This window comes from Mycobacterium sp. PS03-16 (genome assembly GCF_004570325.1).
Taxonomy (GTDB): Bacteria; Actinomycetota; Actinomycetes; order Mycobacteriales; family Mycobacteriaceae; genus Mycobacterium.
Genome location: NZ_SPQO01000005.1, coordinates 117,756 through 137,670, shown reverse-complemented (window position 1 = coordinate 137,670; position 19,915 = coordinate 117,756). Strand labels below are relative to the sequence as shown.

Annotated in this window: 19 protein-coding genes; 13 read left to right on the top strand and 6 right to left on the bottom strand. The window is 69.7% G+C overall.

The genetic code is table 11. The annotated features are described in order from the left end of the window. The first annotated feature begins 2 nt into the window (after nt 1–2). From aztB to E4P42_RS06350, 4 genes are all read left to right on the top strand, one after another. The gene (gene aztB / locus E4P42_RS06365; RefSeq protein WP_135124186.1) at nt 3–1,997 is read left to right on the top strand and encodes a zinc ABC transporter permease AztB; all 1,995 of its coding nucleotides are present in this window, start codon (nt 3–5) and stop codon (nt 1,995–1,997) included. Beyond that, entirely contained in the window at nt 1,994–2,905 is a 912-nt protein-coding gene (aztC, locus tag E4P42_RS06360) for a zinc ABC transporter substrate-binding protein AztC (protein WP_135124184.1), read from the top strand. The genes aztB and aztC overlap by 4 nt, the downstream gene beginning before the upstream one ends. Before the next feature lie 32 nt (nt 2,906–2,937). Continuing rightward, nucleotides 2,938–4,146: a zinc metallochaperone AztD gene (aztD, locus tag E4P42_RS06355; RefSeq protein ID WP_135124182.1), complete on the top strand. Its 1,209-nt coding sequence runs from the start codon at nt 2,938–2,940 to the stop codon at nt 4,144–4,146. A 64-nt stretch (nt 4,147–4,210) separates the two neighbouring features. Continuing rightward, nucleotides 4,211–5,056: a sulfurtransferase gene (locus tag E4P42_RS06350; RefSeq protein ID WP_135124180.1), complete on the top strand. Its 846-nt coding sequence runs from the start codon at nt 4,211–4,213 to the stop codon at nt 5,054–5,056. A gap of 6 nt (nt 5,057–5,062) precedes the next feature. On the opposite strand, the gene E4P42_RS06345 is transcribed toward E4P42_RS06350, so the two are convergent. Further along, nucleotides 5,063–6,205 carry a GTP-binding protein gene (locus tag E4P42_RS06345; protein WP_135124178.1) on the bottom strand — a complete coding sequence of 381 codons (1,143 nt, stop codon included), beginning with the start codon at nt 6,203–6,205 and terminating at the stop codon, nt 5,063–5,065. An 81-nt stretch (nt 6,206–6,286) separates the two neighbouring features. On the opposite strand from E4P42_RS06345, the gene E4P42_RS06340 reads away from it, so the two are divergent. Genes E4P42_RS06340 through E4P42_RS06325 form a run of 4 tightly spaced genes read left to right on the top strand, consistent with a single transcriptional unit; the run spans nt 6,287 to nt 10,090 of the window. Further along, nucleotides 6,287–7,315 (top strand): metal ABC transporter solute-binding protein, Zn/Mn family, encoded by a 1,029-nt coding sequence (locus E4P42_RS06340; protein ID WP_167759378.1) that lies wholly within the window; start codon nt 6,287–6,289, stop codon nt 7,313–7,315. Further along, the gene (locus E4P42_RS06335; RefSeq protein WP_135124176.1) at nt 7,302–8,075 is read left to right on the top strand and encodes a metal ABC transporter ATP-binding protein; all 774 of its coding nucleotides are present in this window, start codon (nt 7,302–7,304) and stop codon (nt 8,073–8,075) included. Before E4P42_RS06340 ends, E4P42_RS06335 begins: the two co-directional genes overlap by 14 nt. Then, nucleotides 8,072–8,938 (top strand): metal ABC transporter permease, encoded by an 867-nt coding sequence (locus E4P42_RS06330; RefSeq protein WP_135124174.1) that lies wholly within the window; start codon nt 8,072–8,074, stop codon nt 8,936–8,938. The genes E4P42_RS06335 and E4P42_RS06330 overlap by 4 nt, the downstream gene beginning before the upstream one ends. Before the next feature lie 51 nt (nt 8,939–8,989). Continuing rightward, entirely contained in the window at nt 8,990–10,090 is a 1,101-nt protein-coding gene (locus E4P42_RS06325) for a LacI family DNA-binding transcriptional regulator (RefSeq protein WP_135124172.1), read from the top strand. On the opposite strand, the gene otsB is transcribed toward E4P42_RS06325, so the two are convergent. Further along, nucleotides 10,087–10,857: a trehalose-phosphatase gene (gene otsB, locus E4P42_RS06320; protein ID WP_135124170.1), complete on the bottom strand. Its 771-nt coding sequence runs from the start codon at nt 10,855–10,857 to the stop codon at nt 10,087–10,089. The genes E4P42_RS06325 and otsB overlap by 4 nt on opposite strands. Nucleotides 10,858–10,861: 4 nt before the next feature. Next, nucleotides 10,862–11,467, bottom strand: coding sequence for a cholesterol catabolism transcriptional regulator KstR (gene kstR / locus E4P42_RS06315; RefSeq protein WP_167759386.1), 606 nt, complete (start codon nt 11,465–11,467; stop codon nt 10,862–10,864). A 301-nt stretch (nt 11,468–11,768) separates the two neighbouring features. On the opposite strand from kstR, the gene E4P42_RS06310 reads away from it, so the two are divergent. Further along, the gene (locus E4P42_RS06310; RefSeq protein WP_135124168.1) at nt 11,769–13,895 is read left to right on the top strand and encodes an acyl-CoA dehydrogenase; all 2,127 of its coding nucleotides are present in this window, start codon (nt 11,769–11,771) and stop codon (nt 13,893–13,895) included. 3 nt (nt 13,896–13,898) lie between these two features. On the opposite strand, the gene E4P42_RS06305 is transcribed toward E4P42_RS06310, so the two are convergent. Beyond that, on the bottom strand, nt 13,899–14,471 hold the full coding sequence (locus E4P42_RS06305; protein WP_135124166.1) for a hypothetical protein: 573 nt from the start codon (nt 14,469–14,471) through the stop codon (nt 13,899–13,901). A gap of 21 nt (nt 14,472–14,492) precedes the next feature. After that, nucleotides 14,493–15,560 (bottom strand): ferredoxin--NADP reductase, encoded by a 1,068-nt coding sequence (locus tag E4P42_RS06300; protein WP_135124164.1) that lies wholly within the window; start codon nt 15,558–15,560, stop codon nt 14,493–14,495. 168 nt (nt 15,561–15,728) lie between these two features. Here E4P42_RS06300 and hsaA point away from each other — a divergent pair, with 168 nt between their 5' ends. The 4 genes from hsaA to hsaB are packed head-to-tail and all read left to right on the top strand — an operon-like array spanning nt 15,729 to nt 19,303. Next, nucleotides 15,729–16,913, top strand: coding sequence for a 3-hydroxy-9,10-secoandrosta-1,3,5(10)-triene-9,17-dione monooxygenase oxygenase subunit (hsaA, locus tag E4P42_RS06295; RefSeq protein WP_135124162.1), 1,185 nt, complete (start codon nt 15,729–15,731; stop codon nt 16,911–16,913). A 12-nt stretch (nt 16,914–16,925) separates the two neighbouring features. Next, a complete protein-coding gene (gene hsaD, locus E4P42_RS06290; protein ID WP_135124160.1) occupies nt 16,926–17,825 on the top strand; it encodes a 4,5:9,10-diseco-3-hydroxy-5,9,17-trioxoandrosta-1(10),2-diene-4-oate hydrolase in 900 nt (299 codons plus the stop codon). Continuing rightward, nucleotides 17,822–18,721, top strand: coding sequence for an iron-dependent extradiol dioxygenase HsaC (gene hsaC, locus E4P42_RS06285; RefSeq protein ID WP_135124158.1), 900 nt, complete (start codon nt 17,822–17,824; stop codon nt 18,719–18,721). The genes hsaD and hsaC overlap by 4 nt, the downstream gene beginning before the upstream one ends. A gap of 6 nt (nt 18,722–18,727) precedes the next feature. After that, the gene (gene hsaB, locus E4P42_RS06280; protein ID WP_135124156.1) at nt 18,728–19,303 is read left to right on the top strand and encodes a 3-hydroxy-9,10-secoandrosta-1,3,5(10)-triene-9,17-dione monooxygenase reductase subunit; all 576 of its coding nucleotides are present in this window, start codon (nt 18,728–18,730) and stop codon (nt 19,301–19,303) included. A gap of 3 nt (nt 19,304–19,306) precedes the next feature. Here the strand turns inward: hsaB and E4P42_RS06275 are convergent, their stop codons facing one another. Next, nucleotides 19,307–19,792 carry a hypothetical protein gene (locus E4P42_RS06275; RefSeq protein WP_135124154.1) on the bottom strand — a complete coding sequence of 162 codons (486 nt, stop codon included), beginning with the start codon at nt 19,790–19,792 and terminating at the stop codon, nt 19,307–19,309. Nucleotides 19,793–19,915: the final 123 nt, after the last annotated feature.

Genomic DNA, 19,915 nt, shown 5'->3' with positions numbered 1-19,915 from the left:
GCATGTACTGGTTGACCGAGCCCTTCGCGGCGGACGTCGTCGCACGGGCCCTGGTCGCCGGGGTGATCGCCGCCTGCCTGTGCGCGCTGGTCGGCTCGTGGGTGCTGTTGCGCCGCAGCGTTTTTCTCGGCGAGGCGATGACGCACGGCATGCTCCCGGGGGTGGCGCTGGCGGCGCTACTGGGCGGCAGCCTGTTGGTCGGCGGCATCGTCGCCGCGCTGGTGATGGCCGTCGGTGTCGCAATGATCGGGCGTTCGGCCAGGCTGGCGTCGGACACCAGCATCGGGCTCCTACTGGTGGGCATGCTGGCGCTCGGGGTGATCATCGTGTCGCGCTCGCAGAGCTTCGCGGTGGATCTCACCGCATTCCTCTTCGGTGACGTCTTCGCGGTTCGCACAGTCGATCTGGTGATCCTCGCCGTCGCGCTGGCCGTGACGTTCGTGGCCGTGGTGATCGGGCACCGCGCGTTCGTGGCGGTGACCTTCGACCCGCGCAAGGCCGCCACCCTCGGCTTGCGCCCACAGTTGGCCATCCCCGCGCTCACCGTGCTGATGGCGATCGCGATGGTCGCGTCCTTCCACGTCGTCGGAACACTGCTGGTGCTCGGACTGCTCGTGGCCCCGCCCGCCGCCGCCATGGCGTGGGCACGTTCGATTCCGCGGGTCATGCTGCTCGCCGCCGTGATCGGTTCGGCGGCCGTGTATCTGGGCCTGATCATCTCGTGGTACGCCGGCACGGCCGGTGGAGCCACCATTGCAGGAGTTGCTGTGTTGCTGTTCTTCGTCTCGACCCTCGTCTCGCTGCTGCGCGCGAAGTGGAAGCCGGTCTGCATGGCGGCCGCCTCGGCGCTCCTGGTGGCGGGCTGCGCCGGAGACGGTGGTGCGCCGCGCGCCCCGGAGACCTCCGCGGCCGCCGGCGGACACGATGAGGTCGCCGTCGAGGGGGCACAGGAACTCGACGGGCCGCTCACACGATTGGTGCTCGTCGACCCGGCCGGCGGCGACACCGCGGTCTACGATGCGGTCGACGAGGCCGAGACCCGCATCGGCACGTACGGACCGGTGACCGACATCAGCGGCGACGGGCGGTTCGCGTACCTGCGCACGGGTGACACCACCACGATCGTCGACGCCGGTGCCTGGACGTTCGACCACGGCGACCACGACCACTACTTCGCCACCGACCCGGCGATGGCCGGGACGCTCGACGTGCCCGCGGCATCGGTCGCCGCGAGCAACTCCGTCGTCGCGGTCGAAACCACCGGCGGCGCGGTCGAATTGATCGACCGGGACAAGCTCGGCGGGGGACTCGTCGAGCCGCCGGCCGGGCTGAGCGCCGGCAACGACGTGGCTGCGGCCGTGCCCTACGGCAGCCGGGTGGTGACCGTGGACAGCACGGGCCGCATGCGGGTGATCGGCGATGACGGCGCGACGGCGCTCGCAGGCGAGTGTCCGGCCCCGTCGTGGGCCCGGCCCACCCGGCGTGCCGTGGTGTTCGGGTGTGAGACCGGTGCGGTGCGGGTGACCGGGGGTGACGGCGACCTGACGGTCACCGCGATGCCGTACCCGCCCGAGGCGTCGGCGCAGCCGCCGGAACGGATGGATCACCGCGACCGTGCCGACGTGTTCGCCGGCGTCTCCCCGGCCGGGGTGTGGGTGCTCGACAGCCGGCAGCGCCGGTGGACGGTGATCCCGGCGCCGAATGCGGTCGCGGCCAACACCGCCGGTGATGGCACGGTCGTGGTGCTCGACCGCGACGGCACCCTCGCCGCGTTCGACGTCAACACCCGTACCGAGAAGGCCCGCGTGCCGCTGTTCCCGGCCGCGGTGCCCGCCGACGGTCCGCAGCCGGTGATCGAGATCGACACCGACCGCGCGTACGTGAACAACGCCGCCGCCCGCGAGGTCTACGAGATCGACTACGCCGACGGGTTGCGGATCGCCCGCACGCTGCGCACCGAGGTCGCACCCGGCCTGATGGTGGAGGCCGGCCGGTGAGCCGCCGGCCACTGATCTGGCTCGTCACCCTCCTGACCGCGGCCGTCACCGCCTGCAGCGGCGGTGGGGGCGCGCACCCCGGCGAAATCGTGGTCACCACCAACATCCTCGGCGACGTGGTGCGCAACGTGGTCGGTGACGCCGCCGCTGTGCGCGTGCTGATGCAGCCGAACGCCGACCCGCACTCGTTCGGGGTCTCCGCGCAGGACGCCGCGGCGATGAGCAGCGCCGGCCTGATCGTCTACAACGGCCTCGGGTTGGAGGAGAACATCACCCGCAACGTGGAAGGTGCTGCCGGCCAGGGTGTTTCGACGCTCGCGGTGGGCGATCACATCGACCCGATCCAGTACTCCGAGGGCGGCAGCGCCGGTATGCCCGACCCGCACTTCTGGACCGATCCGCAGCGGATGCTCACCGCGGTCGACGTGATCGAGGAGACCGTCCTGCGCGAGGTGGACGGTGTCGACGGTGACGCGGTGGCGCGCAACGCCGAGAACTACCGCGCGCAGCTGCGCGAGCTCGACGCGTCGATGGCCGAGGGCTTCGAGAGTATCGCGCCGCAACGGCGCAAGCTCGTCACCAACCACCACGTCCTCGGCTACCTGGCGCAGCGGTTCGGGTTCACGGTGATCGGCGCCGTCGTGCCCAGTGGCACCACGCTGGCCGCGCCCAGCCCGTCGGACCTCGAATCGCTGGTCGGTGCGATCGAGTCCGCCGCGGTGTCGGCGATCTTCGTCGACTCGTCGCAGCCGGAGAAGCTGGCGCGGGTGCTGGCCGAGCAGGCCGACATCCGGGTCCAGATCGTTCCGCTCTACAGCGAATCCCTCAGTCCGCCCGGCACTCCGGGTGCGACCTACCTCGACATGATGCGCGCCAACACCGACGCCATCGTCACCGGTCTGCGATAGGCGCGGGCCACTACGCTCGGAAGGGAGCGAATATGACCAATCCGCGGTGGCTGTACCGCGTCGGAGCGCTGTCGTGCACGGTGGCCGCTCTGGCGGCGTGCTCTAGCGGCGGCAACGACTCCGCCGAGAGCACTGAGGGCGGCCAGTCGTCGACCGAGAGCCAGGCGCAGTCCGCGCCGATCAACGAGCCGCTGGTGGCGACGTACGACGGCGGGCTCTACGTGCTGGACGGTGAGACACTCGAGGTCGAACAGGACATCGCGCTCGACGGCTTCCTGCGCGTCAACCCGGCCGGCGACGACGCGCATGTCCTGGTCACCGTTCCCGAGGGCTTCCGCATCCTCGACGCCGCAGGCGGGCGGCTGACCGAGGAGACCTTTCCCGCGGAGGAGGCCGGCCATGTCGTCAACCACGGTGAGCACACCGTGCTGTTCGCCGACGGCACCGGGGAGATCACCGCGTTCGATCCGCACGCGCTCGAGGGCGGCGGGATGCCGGAGACCGAGAAGTTCGCGACGCCGCAGGCCCATCACGGTGTGGCCGTGATCCTGTCCGACGGGACGCTGGTGCACAGCCTCGGCGATCCCGACAAGCGCACCGGCGCCGTGGCGATGCAGGGGGACCGGGAGATCGCCCGCAACGAGGACTGCCCGGGATTGCACGGTGAGTCTGTCGCCGCCGACGAGGTCGTCATCATGGGTTGCGAGAACGGCGTGCTGGAGTACGCGAACGGCAGGTTCACCAAGATCCCCAGCCCCACGCCGTACGGCCGCACCGGGAACACCCGCGGCCATGAGGACTCGCCCGTCGTCCTCGGGGACATGAAGGTCGACCCGGACGCCGAACTCGAGCGTCCCGAGCAGTTCGCGCTCATCGACACCACCACCGACCAGCTCAAGGTCGTGGCGCTGCCGCCCTCGGTGAGCTACTCGTTCCGGTCGCTGGGCCGCGGCCCGCAGGGTGAGGCGCTGATCCTCGGTACCGACGGCAAGCTCTACGTCTTCGACGCGGTGACCGGTGAGACGATCAAGACCATCGACGTCACCGAGAGCTGGACCGAGCCGCTCGAGTGGCAGGAGCCGCGGCCGACCGTCTTCACCCGCGAGGACACGGTCTACGTCACCGACCCGGCAACCAGGCAGATCCACGTCGTCGATCTGCAGCAGGGTGCGGTGTCGGCGTCGGCGACGCTCGAGCAGGCGCCGAACGAGCTCACCGGCGCGGTCGGGCATCACCACTGATCCACAGCACACTCATCGGCCGGTGGGCGGTCTCCGCTCACCGGCCGGTGGCACGATCGGAACCGTGACACGTTCCGACGTTCTGATCGAACCCCGGGAGCTGGCGGACCTGCTCGCCGCCGGGTCCCCGGTGACCGTGCTCGATGTGCGCTGGGAGCTGAGCCGGCCGGACGGGCGTGGCGCCTACGCCGAGGGACACGTGCCCGGGGCGGTGTACGTCTCGCTCGAGGATGAGCTCACCGACCACTCCGTTCCCGGGCGGGGCCGCCACCCGTTGCCGACCGGTGCGGCCGTCGAGGCGGCCGCCCGGCGGTGGGGGATGCGCGCCGGTGTGCCCACCGTCGTCTACGACGACTGGAATCGGGCCGGCTCCGCCCGGGCGTGGTGGGTGCTCACCGCGGCCGGCATCCCCGGGGTGCGCATTCTCGACGGCGGACTGGCCGCGTGGACCGCGGCCGGAGGTGCGCTCGAAACCGGCTTCGCGGCAACGACACCCGGCGACGTCACCGTCGTGCACCCGGACCTGTACCGGGGTGCCCTGCCCACCGTGACGGCCGATCAGGTCGCAGTGTTCGACGGGGTGCTGCTGGACGCCAGGGCGCCGGAGCGGTTCCGCGGCGACGCCGAACCGGTCGATCCGGTGGCCGGTCACATCCCGGGTGCCCGCAACGTGCCGAGTACCGGCGTGCTGACCGACCGCGGCGTGTTCCGGTCCGGCCCCGAGCTGGCGGGCCTCCTCGAGCCGGCCGTCGAAGCGCCGAATCAGATTGCCGCATATTGCGGTTCGGGTGTCACTGCTGCGGTGCTGGTGGCCGCGCTGCGTGCCGGAGGAATCGAGGCCGGTCTCTTCCCGGGGTCGTGGTCGCAGTGGTGCGCCGACCCCGCCCGTCCGGTCGCCACGGGACCCTGATCACGGTCAGTGCGTGTGACTGTGGGTGGCGCCCCACGCCGGCAGCGGGTCGGGATAGCCGATCCACGCCCCTTTCCCTTCGGCGAATTCCGCATCGGTCAACACCGCGCCGCGCAGTAATCGTTCGACGCGTCCGCGGTCGAGGTGCACGCCGATCAGCACGATCTCCTGGCCCGGCGCCAGTTCGGTGGTCGACCAGTACTGCGCGGGTTCGATCACCAGGTTCGGACCGGCCTGCGACCAGATCGCGGCGATCGACGGCCGACTGGCGATCCAACAGAAGCCCTTGCTGCGCACGATGGTCGTCAGCTGCTCGAGTGCGTCGTACAGACGTTCGGCGTGGAATGGCCGATCCGCTCGGAACGTCATCGAGCTGATCCCGTACTCCTCGGTCTCGGGCGTGTGCCCGTCGGCGATCTCCTCGTCCCACCCGGGGGTCTCCGCCGCGGCGATCGGGTCGAAGAGACCTGTGTCGAGCACGTCGGCGATGTCGACCACGCCGTGATCGGTGTGGATCATCGTGGCGGTCGGGTTGAGCCGCCGCACCAAGGTCTCCACCGCGCCCAGCGTTCCCCGGCCGACGAGGTCGGTCTTGTTGAGCAGGATGACGTCGGCGAACTCGACCTGGTCGACGAGCAGCTCCGCGACGCTGCGGGCGTCACCGTCCCCTGCGCTCATCTGCCGGTCGGCGAGCGCCTCACCCCGCGCGATCTCGGTGAGGAACGTCGAGACGTCGACCACGGTGACCAGAGTGTCCAGGCGGGCGACGTCCCCGAGGCTCGAACCGTCCTCGAACTCCCAGCTGAAGGTGGCCGCCACCGGCATCGGCTCGCTGATCCCGGTCGACTCGATGACCAGGTGGTCGAACCGTCCCTGGCGGGCCAGCGCGCCGACCGCCTCGATGAGGTCTTCGCGCAGTGTGCAGCAGATGCAGCCGTTGGTCAGTTCGACCAGCCGCTCCTCGGTGCGGTCGAGGTGACCCTGGCCGGCGATGAGGGCGGCGTCGATGTGCACCTCACTCATGTCGTTGACGATCACGGCCACCCGCCGGCCCTCCCGATTGGCCAGGATGTGGTTGAGCAAGGTCGTCTTACCTGCGCCGAGGAAGCCGGACAGCACGGTGACGGGAAGAGGTTCCGACGAGGACATCACTTAATGATAATGGTTGTCATCAAGCCGTTCGTGACCGGTTCGTCGATCGACCATGAGAACGGTTATCGTTAGCGGGTGATGTGGACCAGAACGCGCCGCCTGCGCACCCGCCTGTTGGCCGTCGGTGCCGTGCTGGCACTCCCGGTCGCCCTGGCGGCCTGCTCCGGCGGCGGCGATTCGGCTGGGACGGCGGAGACCAGCGCTCAGGCCGCAGGCGAATGCCCCACCACACCGGTCGCGGTCGTCGTCAGCGTCGACCAGTGGGGTGACATCGTGTCGCAGCTGGGCGGCGCCTGCGCGGAGGTCAGCACGGTGGTGGCGAGCTCCGCGGTCGACCCGCACGACTTCGAACCCGCCCCCAAGGACGCGGCCCTGTTCGACAACGCGCAGCTGGTCGTGGTCAACGGTGGGCATTACGACGAGTGGGCGAGCAAGCTGGCGGCCACGTCGGCTCCGGATGCACCGATCGTGAACGCCCTGGAAGCCGGCGGCGCCGAGGCGCACGCGCACGAGGACCATGCCCACGAAGGCGAGGCCCACGCCGACGAAGGGGCGGCACACGACCACGCCGGCGAGCCGAACCCGCACGTCTGGTACAGCCCCACCGCCGTGACCGCCGTCGCCGACGCGGTCACCGCCGAGCTCGGCGAACTCGCTCCCGGCGCCGCCGATTACTTCGACGAGCAGCGCACGGCGTTCACCGAATCGATGCAGCCGTACGACGAGGCGATCGAGAAGATCAAGGCCGGGGCCACGGGTAAGACCTATGCCGCGACCGAGAGCGTCTTCGACGACATGGCCGCCGCGGTCGGGTTGCAGAACCGCACCCCGGAGGGCTACCAGGTGAGCTCGGCGAACGAGACCGACCCGTCGCCCGCGGATCTGGAGGCCTTCCTGCGCCTGCTGGGCGACAAGGGAGTCGATGTCCTGATCTACAACGTGCAGACCGAAGGGTCGGTGCCGCAGCAGATCCGCAGCGCGGCCGAACAAGCCGGTGTGCCGGTGGTCGAGGTGACCGAGACGGTTCCGCCGGGCACCACGTCGTTCGAGACCTGGCAGGTCGATCAACTCAACGCACTTTCCAAGGCACTGGGTGTCGCGACCTGACAACGCACTGGCGTTTCGTGACGTCAGCGTCGTCCGCGGCGGCCGCACCATCTGGTCGGAGGCCTCGTTCGACGTCCCCGCCGGCGGCATCGTCGCGGTCATCGGCGCCAACGGCGCCGGTAAGACGACGCTGTTGCAGGCGGTTCTCGGCCTGATCCCGTGCGCGACCGGGCGGATCGAGGTGCTCGGCAGCGAGCCCGGCGCACGCAACGATGAGATCGGTTACGTGCCACAGAACTACGGCGCACTCGCCGGGGAGGCCGTGCGCGCGCGGGACGCCGTCACACTCGGATTGACCGGCCACCGCTGGGGGTTCGGTACGGCCAGTCGAGAACAGCGGTCACGCGTCGACGAAGCGCTGGAGGCGGTCGCGGCGACGGCGATCGCCGACAAGCGCCTGTCGCAGTTGTCGGGCGGCCAGCGCCAGCGGGTGGCGCTGGCGGGCGCGCTGGTGAGCCGGCCGAAACTGCTGATCCTGGACGAACCGCTGGCCTCGCTGGATCTGCGGAGCCAGGACGAACTCGTGGCGCTGGTGCGCGACATCAACACCGAATTCGGCGTCACAGTGCTGTTGGTCGCTCACGACCTCAACCCGCTGCTCGGCATCCTGACGGGAGCCATCTACCTGCTCGACGGGCATGCGCATTTCGACACGGTCGAGGGTGTGGTGGACGAGAAGCTGCTCACCCACCTGTACGGCACTCACATCGAGGTGGTGCACACCCCGCGGGGCGACCTCTACGTGCGGAGGCCCAGGTGACGACATCGGTGCTGGCGCTGGGCTATCAGGACAACTGGTGGCAGATCCTGACCTCGAACTTCATGCGCAACGCCGTGGTCGGCGGCACGATCGTCGCGCTCGCCGCGGGGCTGATCGGGTACTTCGTCGTCGTCCGCAGCACCGCATTCGCCGCGCATGCGCTCGCCCACATCGGACTACCGGGCGCGACCGGTGCCGTGCTGATCGGAGTGCCGGTGGGAGTCGGTCTCGGGGCGTTCTGTATCGGCGGTGCGCTGGTCATCGGCGCGCTCGGCCGGCGCGCGGCAGATCGGGAGGTGGCGACGGGAACCGTCCTGGCGATGGCGACCGGCCTGGGTCTGCTGTTCAACTCACTCGCCACCCGCAGTTCCAGCACGATGACCAATGTGCTGTTCGGCAATCTGCTCGCCATCACCGACCAGCAGATCCTGTCGTTCGCGGCGCTGCTGGCCGTGCTCGCGGTGAGCATCGCGGTGATCTACCGGCCGCTGCTGTTCACGTCGGTGAACCCACAGGTGGCCAACGCCAAAGGCGTACCGGTGCGGGGTCTGTCGATCGTCTTCATGATCCTGCTCGGGCTCACCGTCACGATGGCCGTGCAGGCGGTCGGCACACTGCTGCTGTTCGCGCTCGTCGTCACGCCGGCGGCGGCGGCCATCATGCTCACTCCGCGTCCGGCGCTGGCGATCGCGATCTCGACGATCATCAACCTGGTTGCGGTGTGGGTCGGGCTCGGGGTGTCGGCGATGTTCAACGCGCCGCCGAGCTTCGTCATCGTCACGATCGCGTGCGGGGTGTGGGGGGTGGTGTGGGTGGTCGAACGCGGCTTCCGGTCGGCCGGTGACCGGGTCCTGGTGAGCTGACGCGGCGAGTACGCCGACGGCAGTGTCCCGCGATGGGCTAACGTCGCGGACATGTCGGGGAGTCCGGTGCCGCGACGGCGTGCCACCCTGGCCTCGCTCGCGGCCGAACTGAAGGTGTCGCGCACGACGATCTCCAACGCCTACAACCGGCCGGACCAGCTCTCCGCCGAACTGCGCGAACGCATTTTCACCGCCGCCAAGCGGCTGGGATATCCGGGACCGGATCCGGTGGCCCGATCGCTGCGGACCCGGCGGGCCGGGGCCGTCGGGCTGATGATCACCGAACCGCTCAACTACTCGTTCAGCGATCCCGCCGCGCTCGACTTCGTCGCCGGGCTCGCCGAATCGTGCGAGGAGGTCGGGCAGGGTCTGCTGCTGGTGGCGATCGGGCCCAATCGCAGTGTGGAGGACGGATCGGCGGCTGTGCTCGCGGCCGGGGTCGACGGTTTCGTGGTGTATTCGGCCAGCGACGACGACCCGTATCTGCCGGTGGTGCAGCAGCGCCACCTGCCCGTCGTCGTCGTCGACCAGCCCAGGCATGTGCCGGGCACCTCCCAGGTGTGTATCGACGACCGGGCGGCCATGCGCCGGTTGGCCGAACACGTTCTTGGCCTTGGGCACCGGGAGATCGGCCTGCTGACCATGCGGCTCGGGCGCGATCAGCCGGACGGCCACCCGCGGCCGACGCTGGCCGATCCGCAGCGGGTCAAGACGGCGCACTTCCATGTCCAGCGTGAGCGCATCGGCGGCGTCCTCGACGCGGTGGCGGCCGCCGGACTGGACGCCGCCGCGGTGACGGTCGTCGAGAGCTACGAACACCTTCCGACTTCCGGGGGCGCGGCCGCGGAGGTCGCGCTGGCCGCCAATCCGCGGCTCACCGCGCTGATGTGCACCGCGGACGTGCTGGCGTTGTCGGCCATGGATTTCCTGCGCGCCCGCGGGATCTACGTACCGGGGCAGATGACGGTGACCGGGTTCGACGGCATCCCCGACGCGCTGCGTCGCGGCCTGACCACCGTCGCGCAGCCGAGTGTGGAGAAGGGGCGCCGGGCCGGCCGGCTGCTCAATCAGCCGCCGCGCCACGGGATCCCGGTCATCGACATCCTCGACACCGAACTGATCCGCGGCCGCACCGCCGGCCCACCCGCCTAGCCGGTCGCGCGCCGCCGGACTTCCAGCAGGTACTCCAGCGCGCGCGCCACGTCCTCGGGTTCGTCGACCCGGTAGGCGGCGGCGGTCTCACCGGGGCCGACCTTGACTCCGATGTCGGCGCCGCGCATCCGCCGGAACGCCTTCTCGTCGGTGACGTCGTCGCCGAGAAACACTGCGGCCGAGGCGTTGTGCTGGTCGCGCAGGAGGTCGACGGCCTGCCCCTTGTCGGTGTGGATGACCGCGAATTCCTTGACGGCCTTACCGTCGGTCACCTGGGCGTCCCAGCCGGTCGCGGCCTCGGCCGCCCGCCGCATCGCGGCGTCGGCATCGTCGGGTGCGGCGTTGCGGACGTGCAGCGCGGCGCTGGCGGGCTTCAATTCCGTTGTCACCCCGGGGTACTCGTCGGCGATGGCGTCGAGGGCCCGCTTGATCTCGGCCAGCAGCGCCTTCGCACGGTCGTCGACCGGGTGCACGAAGCCGGTGTCGAATTCGGAGCCGTGGCTGCCGACGAGGTGCACCGCATCGGATACGCCGGACAGCTCTTTGAGTACCGCCAGCGCCCGCCCGGAGATCAGGGCGACGACGGTGGCGGGCAGTGCGGCGAGCGCCTCGATCGCCGCCGACGAGGCGGGCAGCGGCCGGGCGTCGCGCGGATTGGCGACGATCGGCGCCAGCGTGCCGTCGTAGTCGCAGGCGATCAGGAGGCGGGGCAGCTGGGCGGCGGCGTCGAGCGCCTGCCGCAGATCGGTCGGAAGGGCGTCGGCCACGCCTTCAGATCTTAGGGCGGTCGCCGTCTCCGATCAGCAGCCGCACCGCGAGGTCCAGCCGTTTGCTCACGTCGGTCGCCGATGCCCGCCGGGTCAGCCACGCCAGCAGGTTCGACAGCCACACGTCGGAGATGACGCGGGCGATGTGGTACTGGTCCTCGGTCGGTTCGCCGTCGCTCATCGCGCGGGCGAACATCGAGTCCATCAGCTTGCCGACGTGATCAACCTCACCGGCGGCCGAGGCATCGGCGAACACGAACGCCCGCGTCATCGCCTCGGTGAGCAGCGGGTTGCGCTGCATCGCGCGGTTGAGCTTGCCGACCATGAAGTTGAGCCGCTGGTACGGCGTGCCGCCGGACAGTGCGGCGCGGTCGGTCTTGGCGTCGATACGCTCGAATTCCCGTCCCAGCGCCGACACCAGCAGATGCACCTTGGAGGGGAAGTACCGGTAGAGGGTGCCCACGGCGACGTCGGCACGTTCGGCGACCGCCCGCATCTGCACGGCCTCGTACCCGCCCTTGGACGCGATGGCCAGCGTCGCGTCCAGGATGCGCTTGCGCCGCTCCCGCTGCGCCTCGGAGCCGAGTTCCGACTCGGCGAGCACCGCCACGTTCATCACCTCGCGCGGCCGCGACTCGGCGCCGGACTCCCGCCGGCGCGAATCGGACCCCGTCGAGGGATTGGTGTGTGCTGGCATCGAGACCTCGGACATGCCGTGTGACGCTCCTTCATCCGCGCGTACCCCCTCAAAACGATACGCATGCCCGTCGCCGTTTTCCCACCCCGCGGTCGGCGCGACACCGACGTGTGCTGCTGCTATGCCGGTCGACTTGACGGCTCGACAGTGTCACCATTAGAACACGTTCTAGTGGGGAGTGAGACCTTCTCACCCAAGGCGAGAGGTCCGGAAAATGACTCAGTCCGTGCTGTCGGGATCCGGCCCCGGCACCGACGAACAGTTTGCCGCGCGTGAGCTGGTCCGCGACTGGGCGGCCCGGTCGGGTGCGGTGGAGGCCGCCCGCGAGGTCGAGCAGGGTGACCCCGACGCCTGGCGCCGGGCCTACGCCGGGCTGGCTGAACTGGGCATCTTCGGCGTCGCGATCCCCGAGGAGCTCGGCGGGGCAGGCGGCACCGTCGAGGATCTGTGCGCGATGGTCGACGAGGCCGCCGCGGCGATGGTGCCCGGGCCGGTCGCCACCACCGCGCTGGCCACCCTCGTCGTCTCCGACACCGACCTGCTCGATGCGCTGGCCTCCGGCGAACGGACCGCAGGCGCCGCGCTGGTGGCCGAGGTGACCCTCGACGGCGGCACCGCCTCCGGTGTGGCGCCCCGCGTGCTGGGTGCCGACGCCGCCGGAGTCCTGCTGATCCCGGCCGGTGACGCGGTGGTGCTCGTCGACGCCACCGCCGACGGTGTGACCGTCGAGCCGCTCGAAGCCACCGACTTCTCCCGGCCGCTGGCGCGGGTCACCTTCGACACGGCGCCGGCGGCGGTGCTCGACGTGCCACGCGGACGCTTCGCGGATCTCGCGGCGACGATGCTGGCCGCCGAGGCGGCCGGGGTGGCGCGCTGGCAGCTGATCACCGCCACCGAGTATGCGAAGGTGCGCGAGCAGTTCGGCAAGCCGATCGGCAGCTTCCAGGCCATCAAGCACATGTGTGCGGAGATGTTGTTGCGCGCCGAGCAGGTGTCGGTGACGGCCGCCGATGCGGCCGGCGCCGCGGCGGGCGGCGACGACCGGCAGCTGTCGATCGCCGCAGCGGTGGCCGCGGCCGCCGGTATCGAGGCGGCGAAGGCCAACGCGAAGGACTGCATCCAGGTCCTCGGCGGCATCGGTATCACCTGGGAGCACGACGCGCATCTGTATCTGCGCCGGGCCCACGGCATCTCGCAGTTCCTGGGTGGACGCTCCCGTTGGTTGCGCCGCATCGCCGAGCTGACCCAGCAGGGGGTGCGCCGGGAACTGCACATCGATCTGGACTCGGTGGACCACCTGCGGCCGGAGATCAGCGCGGCGGTGGGTGAGGTGGCGAAGCTGCCCGCCGACGCGCGCCAGCCCGCGCTGGCGCAGGCGGGACTGCTGGCGCCGCACTGGCCCAAGCCGTTCGGCCGGGCGGCCGCCCCGGCCGAGCAGCTGCTGATCGACCAGGAGCTGGCTGCGGCCGGTGTCGAACGGCCCGACCTGGTGATCGGGTGGTGGGCCGCGCCGACGATCCTCGAACACGGCAGCCCCGAGCAGATCGAGCAGTTCGTCCCGCCGACGCTGCGCGGTGAGCTCAAGTGGTGTCAGCTGTTCAGCGAGCCGGGCGCCGGCTCGGACCTCGCCGCCCTGCGCACGAAAGCCGTTCGCGCCGAGGGCGGCTGGAGGCTGACCGGGCAGAAGGTGTGGACGTCGTCGGCGCACACCGCGCACTGGGGCGTGTGCCTGGCCAGAACGGACCCGGACGCCCCGAAGCACAAAGGGATCACGTACTTCCTGATCGACATGCGTTCACCGGGCATCGTGATCCGGCCGCTGCGCGAGATCACCGGTGACGAACTGTTCAACGAGGTGTTCTTCGACGACGTGTTCGTGCCCGACGAGATGGTGGTCGGTCAGGTCAACGACGGGTGGCGGCTGGCCCGCACCACGCTGGCCAACGAGCGGGTGGCGATGGCGGCGGGCACCGCGCTGGGCAATCCGATGGAGGAGCTGCTGCGCGTCGTGGCCGAACAGGGCCTCGACCCGGCCGATCAGGACAGGCTGGGGGTGCTGATCCTGACCGCCCAGGTCGGTTCGCTGCTCGACCAGCGCATCGCCCAGAAGGCGGTCGGCGGACAGGATCCGGGCGCGGAGTCCAGCGCCCGCAAGCTGATCGGCGTGCGCTACCGGCAGGGGCTGGCGGAGTTCCGGATGGAACTCTCCGACGGTGCCGGGTCGGTGTCCAACCAGCAGGTGCACGACTTCCTCAACACCCGCTGCCTGACCATCGCCGGTGGCACCGAGCAGATCCTGCTCACCCTCGCCGGCGAGCGGTTGCTGGGGCTGCCGCGGTAGCGGTCAGTTGAAGGTGGTCTGCGCGCAGGCCTGCGGGGTGGTCAGGTTCACCCCGGCGTAGACCACCTGGATCTGCGAGCACACGATGAAGGTGGCCTCGGTGTTCGGCTGCCCGGTGCTCCACGCCATCGGCATCGAGTCGCCGTCGACGCGGTAGCGCTCGAGCGGCCCGCCGCCGAACGACGTCACCGAGATCTCGACGTCGCGCAGCCCCTTGTACATCTTGGACAGCACGTTGTTGTGGTTGGCCCCCTTGACTTCCCGAGGCACACCGGCGGGTGCGCTGTACTGCACCTCCTGCCAGACGTCGCGGTCGTTGCTGCGCAGCGTGATGGTTTGCCGTGACCACGTGTCACCCGGGAAACCGGTCGGCCCGCCGGGTCCGAGCAGGTTGGCGGCGGTGGTGAACGTGCATCGCGTGCCCGCGCAGTCCGCGCTGACGTGCATCTCGATCTGGGTGGCGGGGTCGACGGGGATCGACGTGCGCGCCGCGTTGACCGCGGCGCCCGCGGTGGCGGGTGCGGCGAGCACCGCCGCCAGCGCTGCCGCTGCACTCACTGCTGCGAGCCGGTTCATCGTGTTGAAGTTAGCCCTTCGCTATTCGTCGTAGGTGACTTCGACCGAATCCGACCGCGGCACCGCCTGGCAGCCCAGGATCAGCCCCTCGTCGAGGTCGGCTGGTTCGAGCACGTCGTTGATCTCCATGTCGACCTCGCCGCTCTTCTTGAGCACCGCGCAGGCGCCGCAGTGGCCCTCGCGGCAGGAGAACGGCGCGTCGAGACCCTGATCCAGCAGGACGTCGAGGAGTTTGGCTTTCCGCGGCCAGCGCACCTCGTGGGTCTGACCGTCCAGGGTCACCACCGCGGTGGCCGGGCCCTCGTCGCTGTCGTCCTCCGGGATGACCACCGCGGCGAACGGATCGGACTCCAGCGATTTGAACACCTCGATGTGCACCTTGTCCGGCGCGGTCCCGGCGCTGCCGAGGGCTTCCTGCGCGGCGGCCATGAACGGGCCGGGACCGCAGATGTAGGCCTCGTGCCCGGTGTAGGGCAGCGCCAGTCCGGCGAGCGCCGTCGCCGATGGCAGGCCCTGCACCGATTCCAGCCAGTGCACGACGGTCAGCCGGTCGGCGTACTTGGCGGCCAGATCGCGCAGGGCGCCGGCGAAGATGACGCTGCTCTCGTCGCGGTTGGCGTAGACGAGCACCACCTTCCCGCTGCCCTCGGCGAGGGCGGATTTGAGGATCGCCATCATCGGGGTGATGCCGCTGCCCGCCGCCAGCAGCAGGAAGTCGTCGTCGAGTGAGGTGGGCACGAACGTGCCCGAGGGCGCCAGCACGTGCATCCGCATGCCCGGGTGCGCGTTGTCGCACAGCCAGTTGGAGGCGTAGCCGTCGGCGGTCCGCTTGACGGTCACGGTCATCGGATCGTCGCTGAACGGCGAACTGCACAGCGAGTAGCACCGGGCGACCGAACCCGTGCGGTCGCTGGGCACCCGCAGCGTGAGGAACTGACCGGGCGCGTACTGCAACCGTTCGGCCGGGATGTCCGGCGCGTCGGGGCCATCGGGAACTCTGAACACCAGGGAGCGGGCGTCGGCGGTCTCCTCGACGACGTCGGCCACCTCCAGTTCGAGCACGTGGCTGCCGAGCGGCTCGTCCGTCACGTCCTGGCCCACGTTGCAGCCCACCCTTCCGTCATAATTAGAACAGGTTACAGAAATGCACTTCCGCAGGTCCAGACCCTGCAGGGTTGGGCTGCTCGACACAAATCGTAACGTGTTCTAATCTTTGTCCAAGCCCCGTTTCAGTCCCGTACGTGTTGGAGGCAGGCAGTGACGTCCATTGAACAGCGCGACGCGCAGGCGGTCCTCAGCGGCATCGACGACCTGCTGCCCACCTTGCGCAAGCGCGCACCCGAGGCCGAGGAACTCCGCAGGCTGCCCGACGAGACGGTGAAGGATCTCGACGAGATCGGCTTCTTCAAGCTGCTGCAGCCCGAGCAGTGGGGTGGCATGCAGTGCGATCCGACGCTGTTCTACGAGGCGGTGCGCCGGCTGGGCAGTGCGTGCGGGTCGACGGGGTGGGTCAGCTCGATCATCGGCGTGCACAACTGGCATCTGGCGCTGTTCGATCAGCAGGCCCAGGACGAGGTCTGGGGTGACGATCCGACCGTGCGGGTCTCCTCGTCGTATGCCCCGATGGGCGCGGGCACCGTGGTCGACGGCGGCTACCTGGTCAGCGGCGCCTGGCAGTGGTCGTCGGGCTGCGACCATGCGACGTGGGCGTTCGTCGGCGGCCCGGTGATCAAGGACGGCAAGCCGGTCGACTTCGGCAGCTTCCTCATCCCGCGCAGTGACTACCGCATCGACGACGTGTGGAATGTGGTGGGGCTCAAGGGCACCGGCAGCAACACCGTCGTCGTCAAGGACGTGTTCGTGCCGCGGCACCGCTTCTTGTCATACAAGGCGATGAACGACCGCACCGCGGGCGGTCTGCAGAACAACACCGCACCGGTGTACAAGATGCCCTGGGGCACCATGCATCCCACGACGATCACCGCCCCGATCATGGGGATGGCCTACGGCGCGTACGACGCTCATGTCGAACACCAGGGCAAGCGGGTGCGCGCGGCGTTCGCCGGCGAGAAGTCCAAGGAGGATCCGTTCGCCAAGATCCGGATCGCCGAGGCGGCCAGCGACATCGATGCGGGGTGGCGTCAGTTGATCGGCAACGTCGCCGACGAGTACGCACTGCTGCAGGCGGACAAGGAGATTCCGTTCGAGCTGCGCGCCCGCGCCCGCCGCGATCAGGTGCGGGCGACCGCGCGCGCGATCGCGTCGATCGACCTGCTGTTCGAGGCGTCGGGCGCCACCGCGCTGGGTCTCGACCAGCCGGTGCAGCGGTTCTGGCGCGACGCCCACGCCGGCCGCGTGCACGCGGCCAACGAACCCGAGCGGGCGTACCTCATCTTCGGCAACGACGCCTTCGGCCTGCCGCCGCAGGACACGATGGTCTGATCGGATCAGACGATGACGTCCTACATCCAGGAGACCGAGCAGCAGGTCGAGGTCACGTTCGAGTCGACCTCGCGGTACGCGCAGGTCCGCTCGGGCGATCGAGACATGCGGCTGCACTACCACGAGGCCGGTGTCGGCCACGGGCAGACGGTCGTGCTGCTGCACGGCGGCGGTCCCGGAGCCTCGAGCTGGTCGAACTTCAGCCGCAACATCGCGGTGCTCGCGCAGCACTTCCACGTGCTGGCGGTCGACCAGCCCGGCTACGGGTTGTCCGACAAACACACCGAGCACGAGCAGTACAACCGCTACAGCGCGACCGCGCTGCTGGGGCTGTTCGACCATCTCGGCATCGAACGCGCGGCGCTGGTGGGCAATTCGCTCGGCGGCGGCACCGCGGTGCGGTTCGCCCTCGACCACTCGGACCGGGCCGGGCGCCTGGTGCTGATGGGCCCGGGCGGGCTCAGCGTCAACCTGTTCGCCCCCGATCCGACCGAGGGTGTCAAGCTGCTCGGCAAGTTCGCCGGCGAACCGACGCGCGAGAACATCGAGAAGTTCCTGCGCATCATGGTGTTCGACCAGAGCCTCATCACCGAGGAGCTGATCGACGAGCGCTTTGAGATCGCCCGTCAGCCGGAGTCGCTGGCCGCCACCAGGGCGATGGGAAAGTCGTTCGCCGGGCCCGATTTCGAACTCGGCATGATGTGGCGCGAGGTGTACCAGCTGCGTCAGCGGGTGCTGCTCATCTGGGGCCGGGAGGACCGGGTGAACCCGCTCGACGGGGCGCTGGTGGCACTCAAGCAGATTCCGCGCGTGCAGCTGCACGTGTTCGGGCAGTGCGGCCACTGGGCACAGCTGGAGAAGTTCGACGAGTTCAACAAGCTCACGATTGATTTCCTCGGAGGCGAGCGATGAGCATCCGGTCACTGGGATACCTACGCATCGAGAGCACCGACGTCGGCGCATGGCGCGAGTACGGCCTCAAGGTGCTGGGCATGGTCGAAGGGTCGGGGCAGACCGACGGCGCCCTGTACCTGCGGATGGACGAACACCCCGCGCGGCTGGTGATCGTGCCGGGCGAACGCGACCGGCTGATGTCGTCAGGCTGGGAGGCCGCCAACGCCGCAGGCCTGCAGGACATCCGCACGCGGCTCGACATCGAGGGCACGCCCTACAAGGAGGCGACCGCGGCCGAGCTGGCGGAGCGCCGCGTCGACGAGATGATCACGTTCGACGACCCGTCGGGCAACACGATCGAGGTCTTCCACGGTGTCGCGCTGGAACACCGGCGCCTGGTCAGTCCCTACGGCCACAGGTTCGTCACCGAGGAGCAGGGCCTCGGGCACGTCGTGCTCACCACCCGCGACGACGCCGAGACGCTGCATTTCTACCGCGACGTGCTGGGGTTCAGTCTGCGCGACTCCATGCGCCTGCCGCCGCAGTTGGTCGGCCGGCCCGCCGACGGCGCGCCGGCGTGGCTGCGCTTCCTGGGCGTCAACCCGCGCCACCACAGCCTCGCGTTCATGCCGGGTGAGACGCCCAGTGGCATCGTGCACCTGATGGTCGAGGTGGAGAACGCCGACGACGTGGGCCTGTGTCTGGACCGGGCGCTGCGGCGGAAGGTGAAGATGTCCGCCACGCTGGGCCGCCACGTCAACGACAAGATGCTGTCGTTCTACATGAAGACCCCCGGTGGCTTCGACGTCGAGTTCGGTTGCGAAGGCTTGGAAGTCGACGACAAGGACTGGGTCGCCCGGGAGAGCACCGCGGTCAGCCTCTGGGGTCACGACTTCAGCGTCGGCTTCAAGTAAGGATCCATGGCTTCGCACTCCGGCCCGAGCATCGACCCGCGCACGTTCCGCAGTGTGCTCGGCCAGTTCTGCACCGGCATCACCGTGATCACCACCGTGCACGAGGGGGTGCCGGTGGGCTTCGCGTGTCAGTCGTTCGCCGCGCTGTCCCTCGACCCGCCGTTGGTGCTGTTCTGCCCGACCAAGGTCTCACGGTCGTGGCAGGCGATCGAGGCGAGTGGGCGGTTCTGCGTGAACGTGCTGCACGAGAAGCAGAAGGACGTCTCGGCCCGGTTCGGCTCCCGCGAGCCGGACAAGTTCGCCGGGATCGACTGGCGCGCGTCGGATCTCGGGTCGCCGATCATCGACGGGACGCTCGCGCACATCGACTGCACCGTGCATTCGGTCGTCGACGGCGGTGACCACTTCGTGGTGTTCGGTGCCGTGCACTCGCTGTCCGATGTGCCTCGGAAGAAGCCGCGCCCGCTGCTGTTCTACCGCGGCGAGTACACCGGCATCGAGCCGGACAAGAATTCGCCGGCACACTGGCGTGACGATCTCGAGGCGTTCCTCACCGCGACCACACCCGACACCTGGCTGTAGGCGTCAGCCGGCGAGGTCACGGCTCACGGCCGCCACCAGGCCGGCGTCGACACCCCACGGGTGGTCGAGACCCAATCGCCGGTCGAGGTCCCACAGCACACAGCGCTCCTGCGGGCGCGCGACGAGCGTCCAGGCGATCACGGTCCTGCGCAGCTGTTCAGCCATCGGTTCTTCAGGCGGGCCCCCGGCGGGTCCGGCTCCTTCGGGGTGGTGGTGCAGGAACCGTCCGTAGGCCTCGGTGCAGAAGGCGGCGTATCGCACGGTGCAGAGGATGAATCCGTGCCACGCCTCGTCGACCGCCCGGGACGGCATCCCGATCACCTGCTCATCCCGCAGGGCCGGGGCACAGCAGCGCAGCCACTGCCGCAGGCCGGTCTCGATCAGGGATCGCGGTTGCCATGGACAGGTTTTGAACACGGCCGGTGGCAGCTCCAGTTCCGACACCACGGAGTGGACCCGGTCGAAGCGGTCGAGGCGGGTGTGCCGCATGAAGTTCACTGTAGGCCGCGAGAGCTAACCAGCGTACGCTCTTTTCATGGACGCCACGGACGTTGTGGTGGGGCTGATGTCAGCGGTTGGTGTGCTGGTCACCGCGTCCATCCTGGTGGGTAG

What these genes read in the sequence shown, in the direction of transcription:
- aztB (WP_135124186.1), top strand. Translation starts at nt 3, where the DNA reads ATGTACTGGTTGACCGAGCCCTTCGCGGCGGACGTCGTCGCACGGGCC.
- aztD (WP_135124182.1), top strand. Translation starts at nt 2,938, where the DNA reads ATGACCAATCCGCGGTGGCTGTACCGCGTCGGAGCGCTGTCGTGCACG.
- E4P42_RS06345 (WP_135124178.1), bottom strand. Translation starts at nt 6,205, where the DNA reads ATGTCCTCGTCGGAACCTCTTCCCGTCACCGTGCTGTCCGGCTTCCTC.
- E4P42_RS06340 (WP_167759378.1), top strand. Translation starts at nt 6,287, where the DNA reads ATGTGGACCAGAACGCGCCGCCTGCGCACCCGCCTGTTGGCCGTCGGT.
- E4P42_RS06325 (WP_135124172.1), top strand. Translation starts at nt 8,990, where the DNA reads ATGTCGGGGAGTCCGGTGCCGCGACGGCGTGCCACCCTGGCCTCGCTC.
- E4P42_RS06310 (WP_135124168.1), top strand. Translation starts at nt 11,769, where the DNA reads ATGACTCAGTCCGTGCTGTCGGGATCCGGCCCCGGCACCGACGAACAG.
- E4P42_RS06305 (WP_135124166.1), bottom strand. Translation starts at nt 14,471, where the DNA reads ATGAACCGGCTCGCAGCAGTGAGTGCAGCGGCAGCGCTGGCGGCGGTG.
- hsaD (WP_135124160.1), top strand. Translation starts at nt 16,926, where the DNA reads ATGACGTCCTACATCCAGGAGACCGAGCAGCAGGTCGAGGTCACGTTC.
- hsaC (WP_135124158.1), top strand. Translation starts at nt 17,822, where the DNA reads ATGAGCATCCGGTCACTGGGATACCTACGCATCGAGAGCACCGACGTC.
- hsaB (WP_135124156.1), top strand. Translation starts at nt 18,728, where the DNA reads ATGGCTTCGCACTCCGGCCCGAGCATCGACCCGCGCACGTTCCGCAGT.
- E4P42_RS06275 (WP_135124154.1), bottom strand. Translation starts at nt 19,792, where the DNA reads ATGCGGCACACCCGCCTCGACCGCTTCGACCGGGTCCACTCCGTGGTG.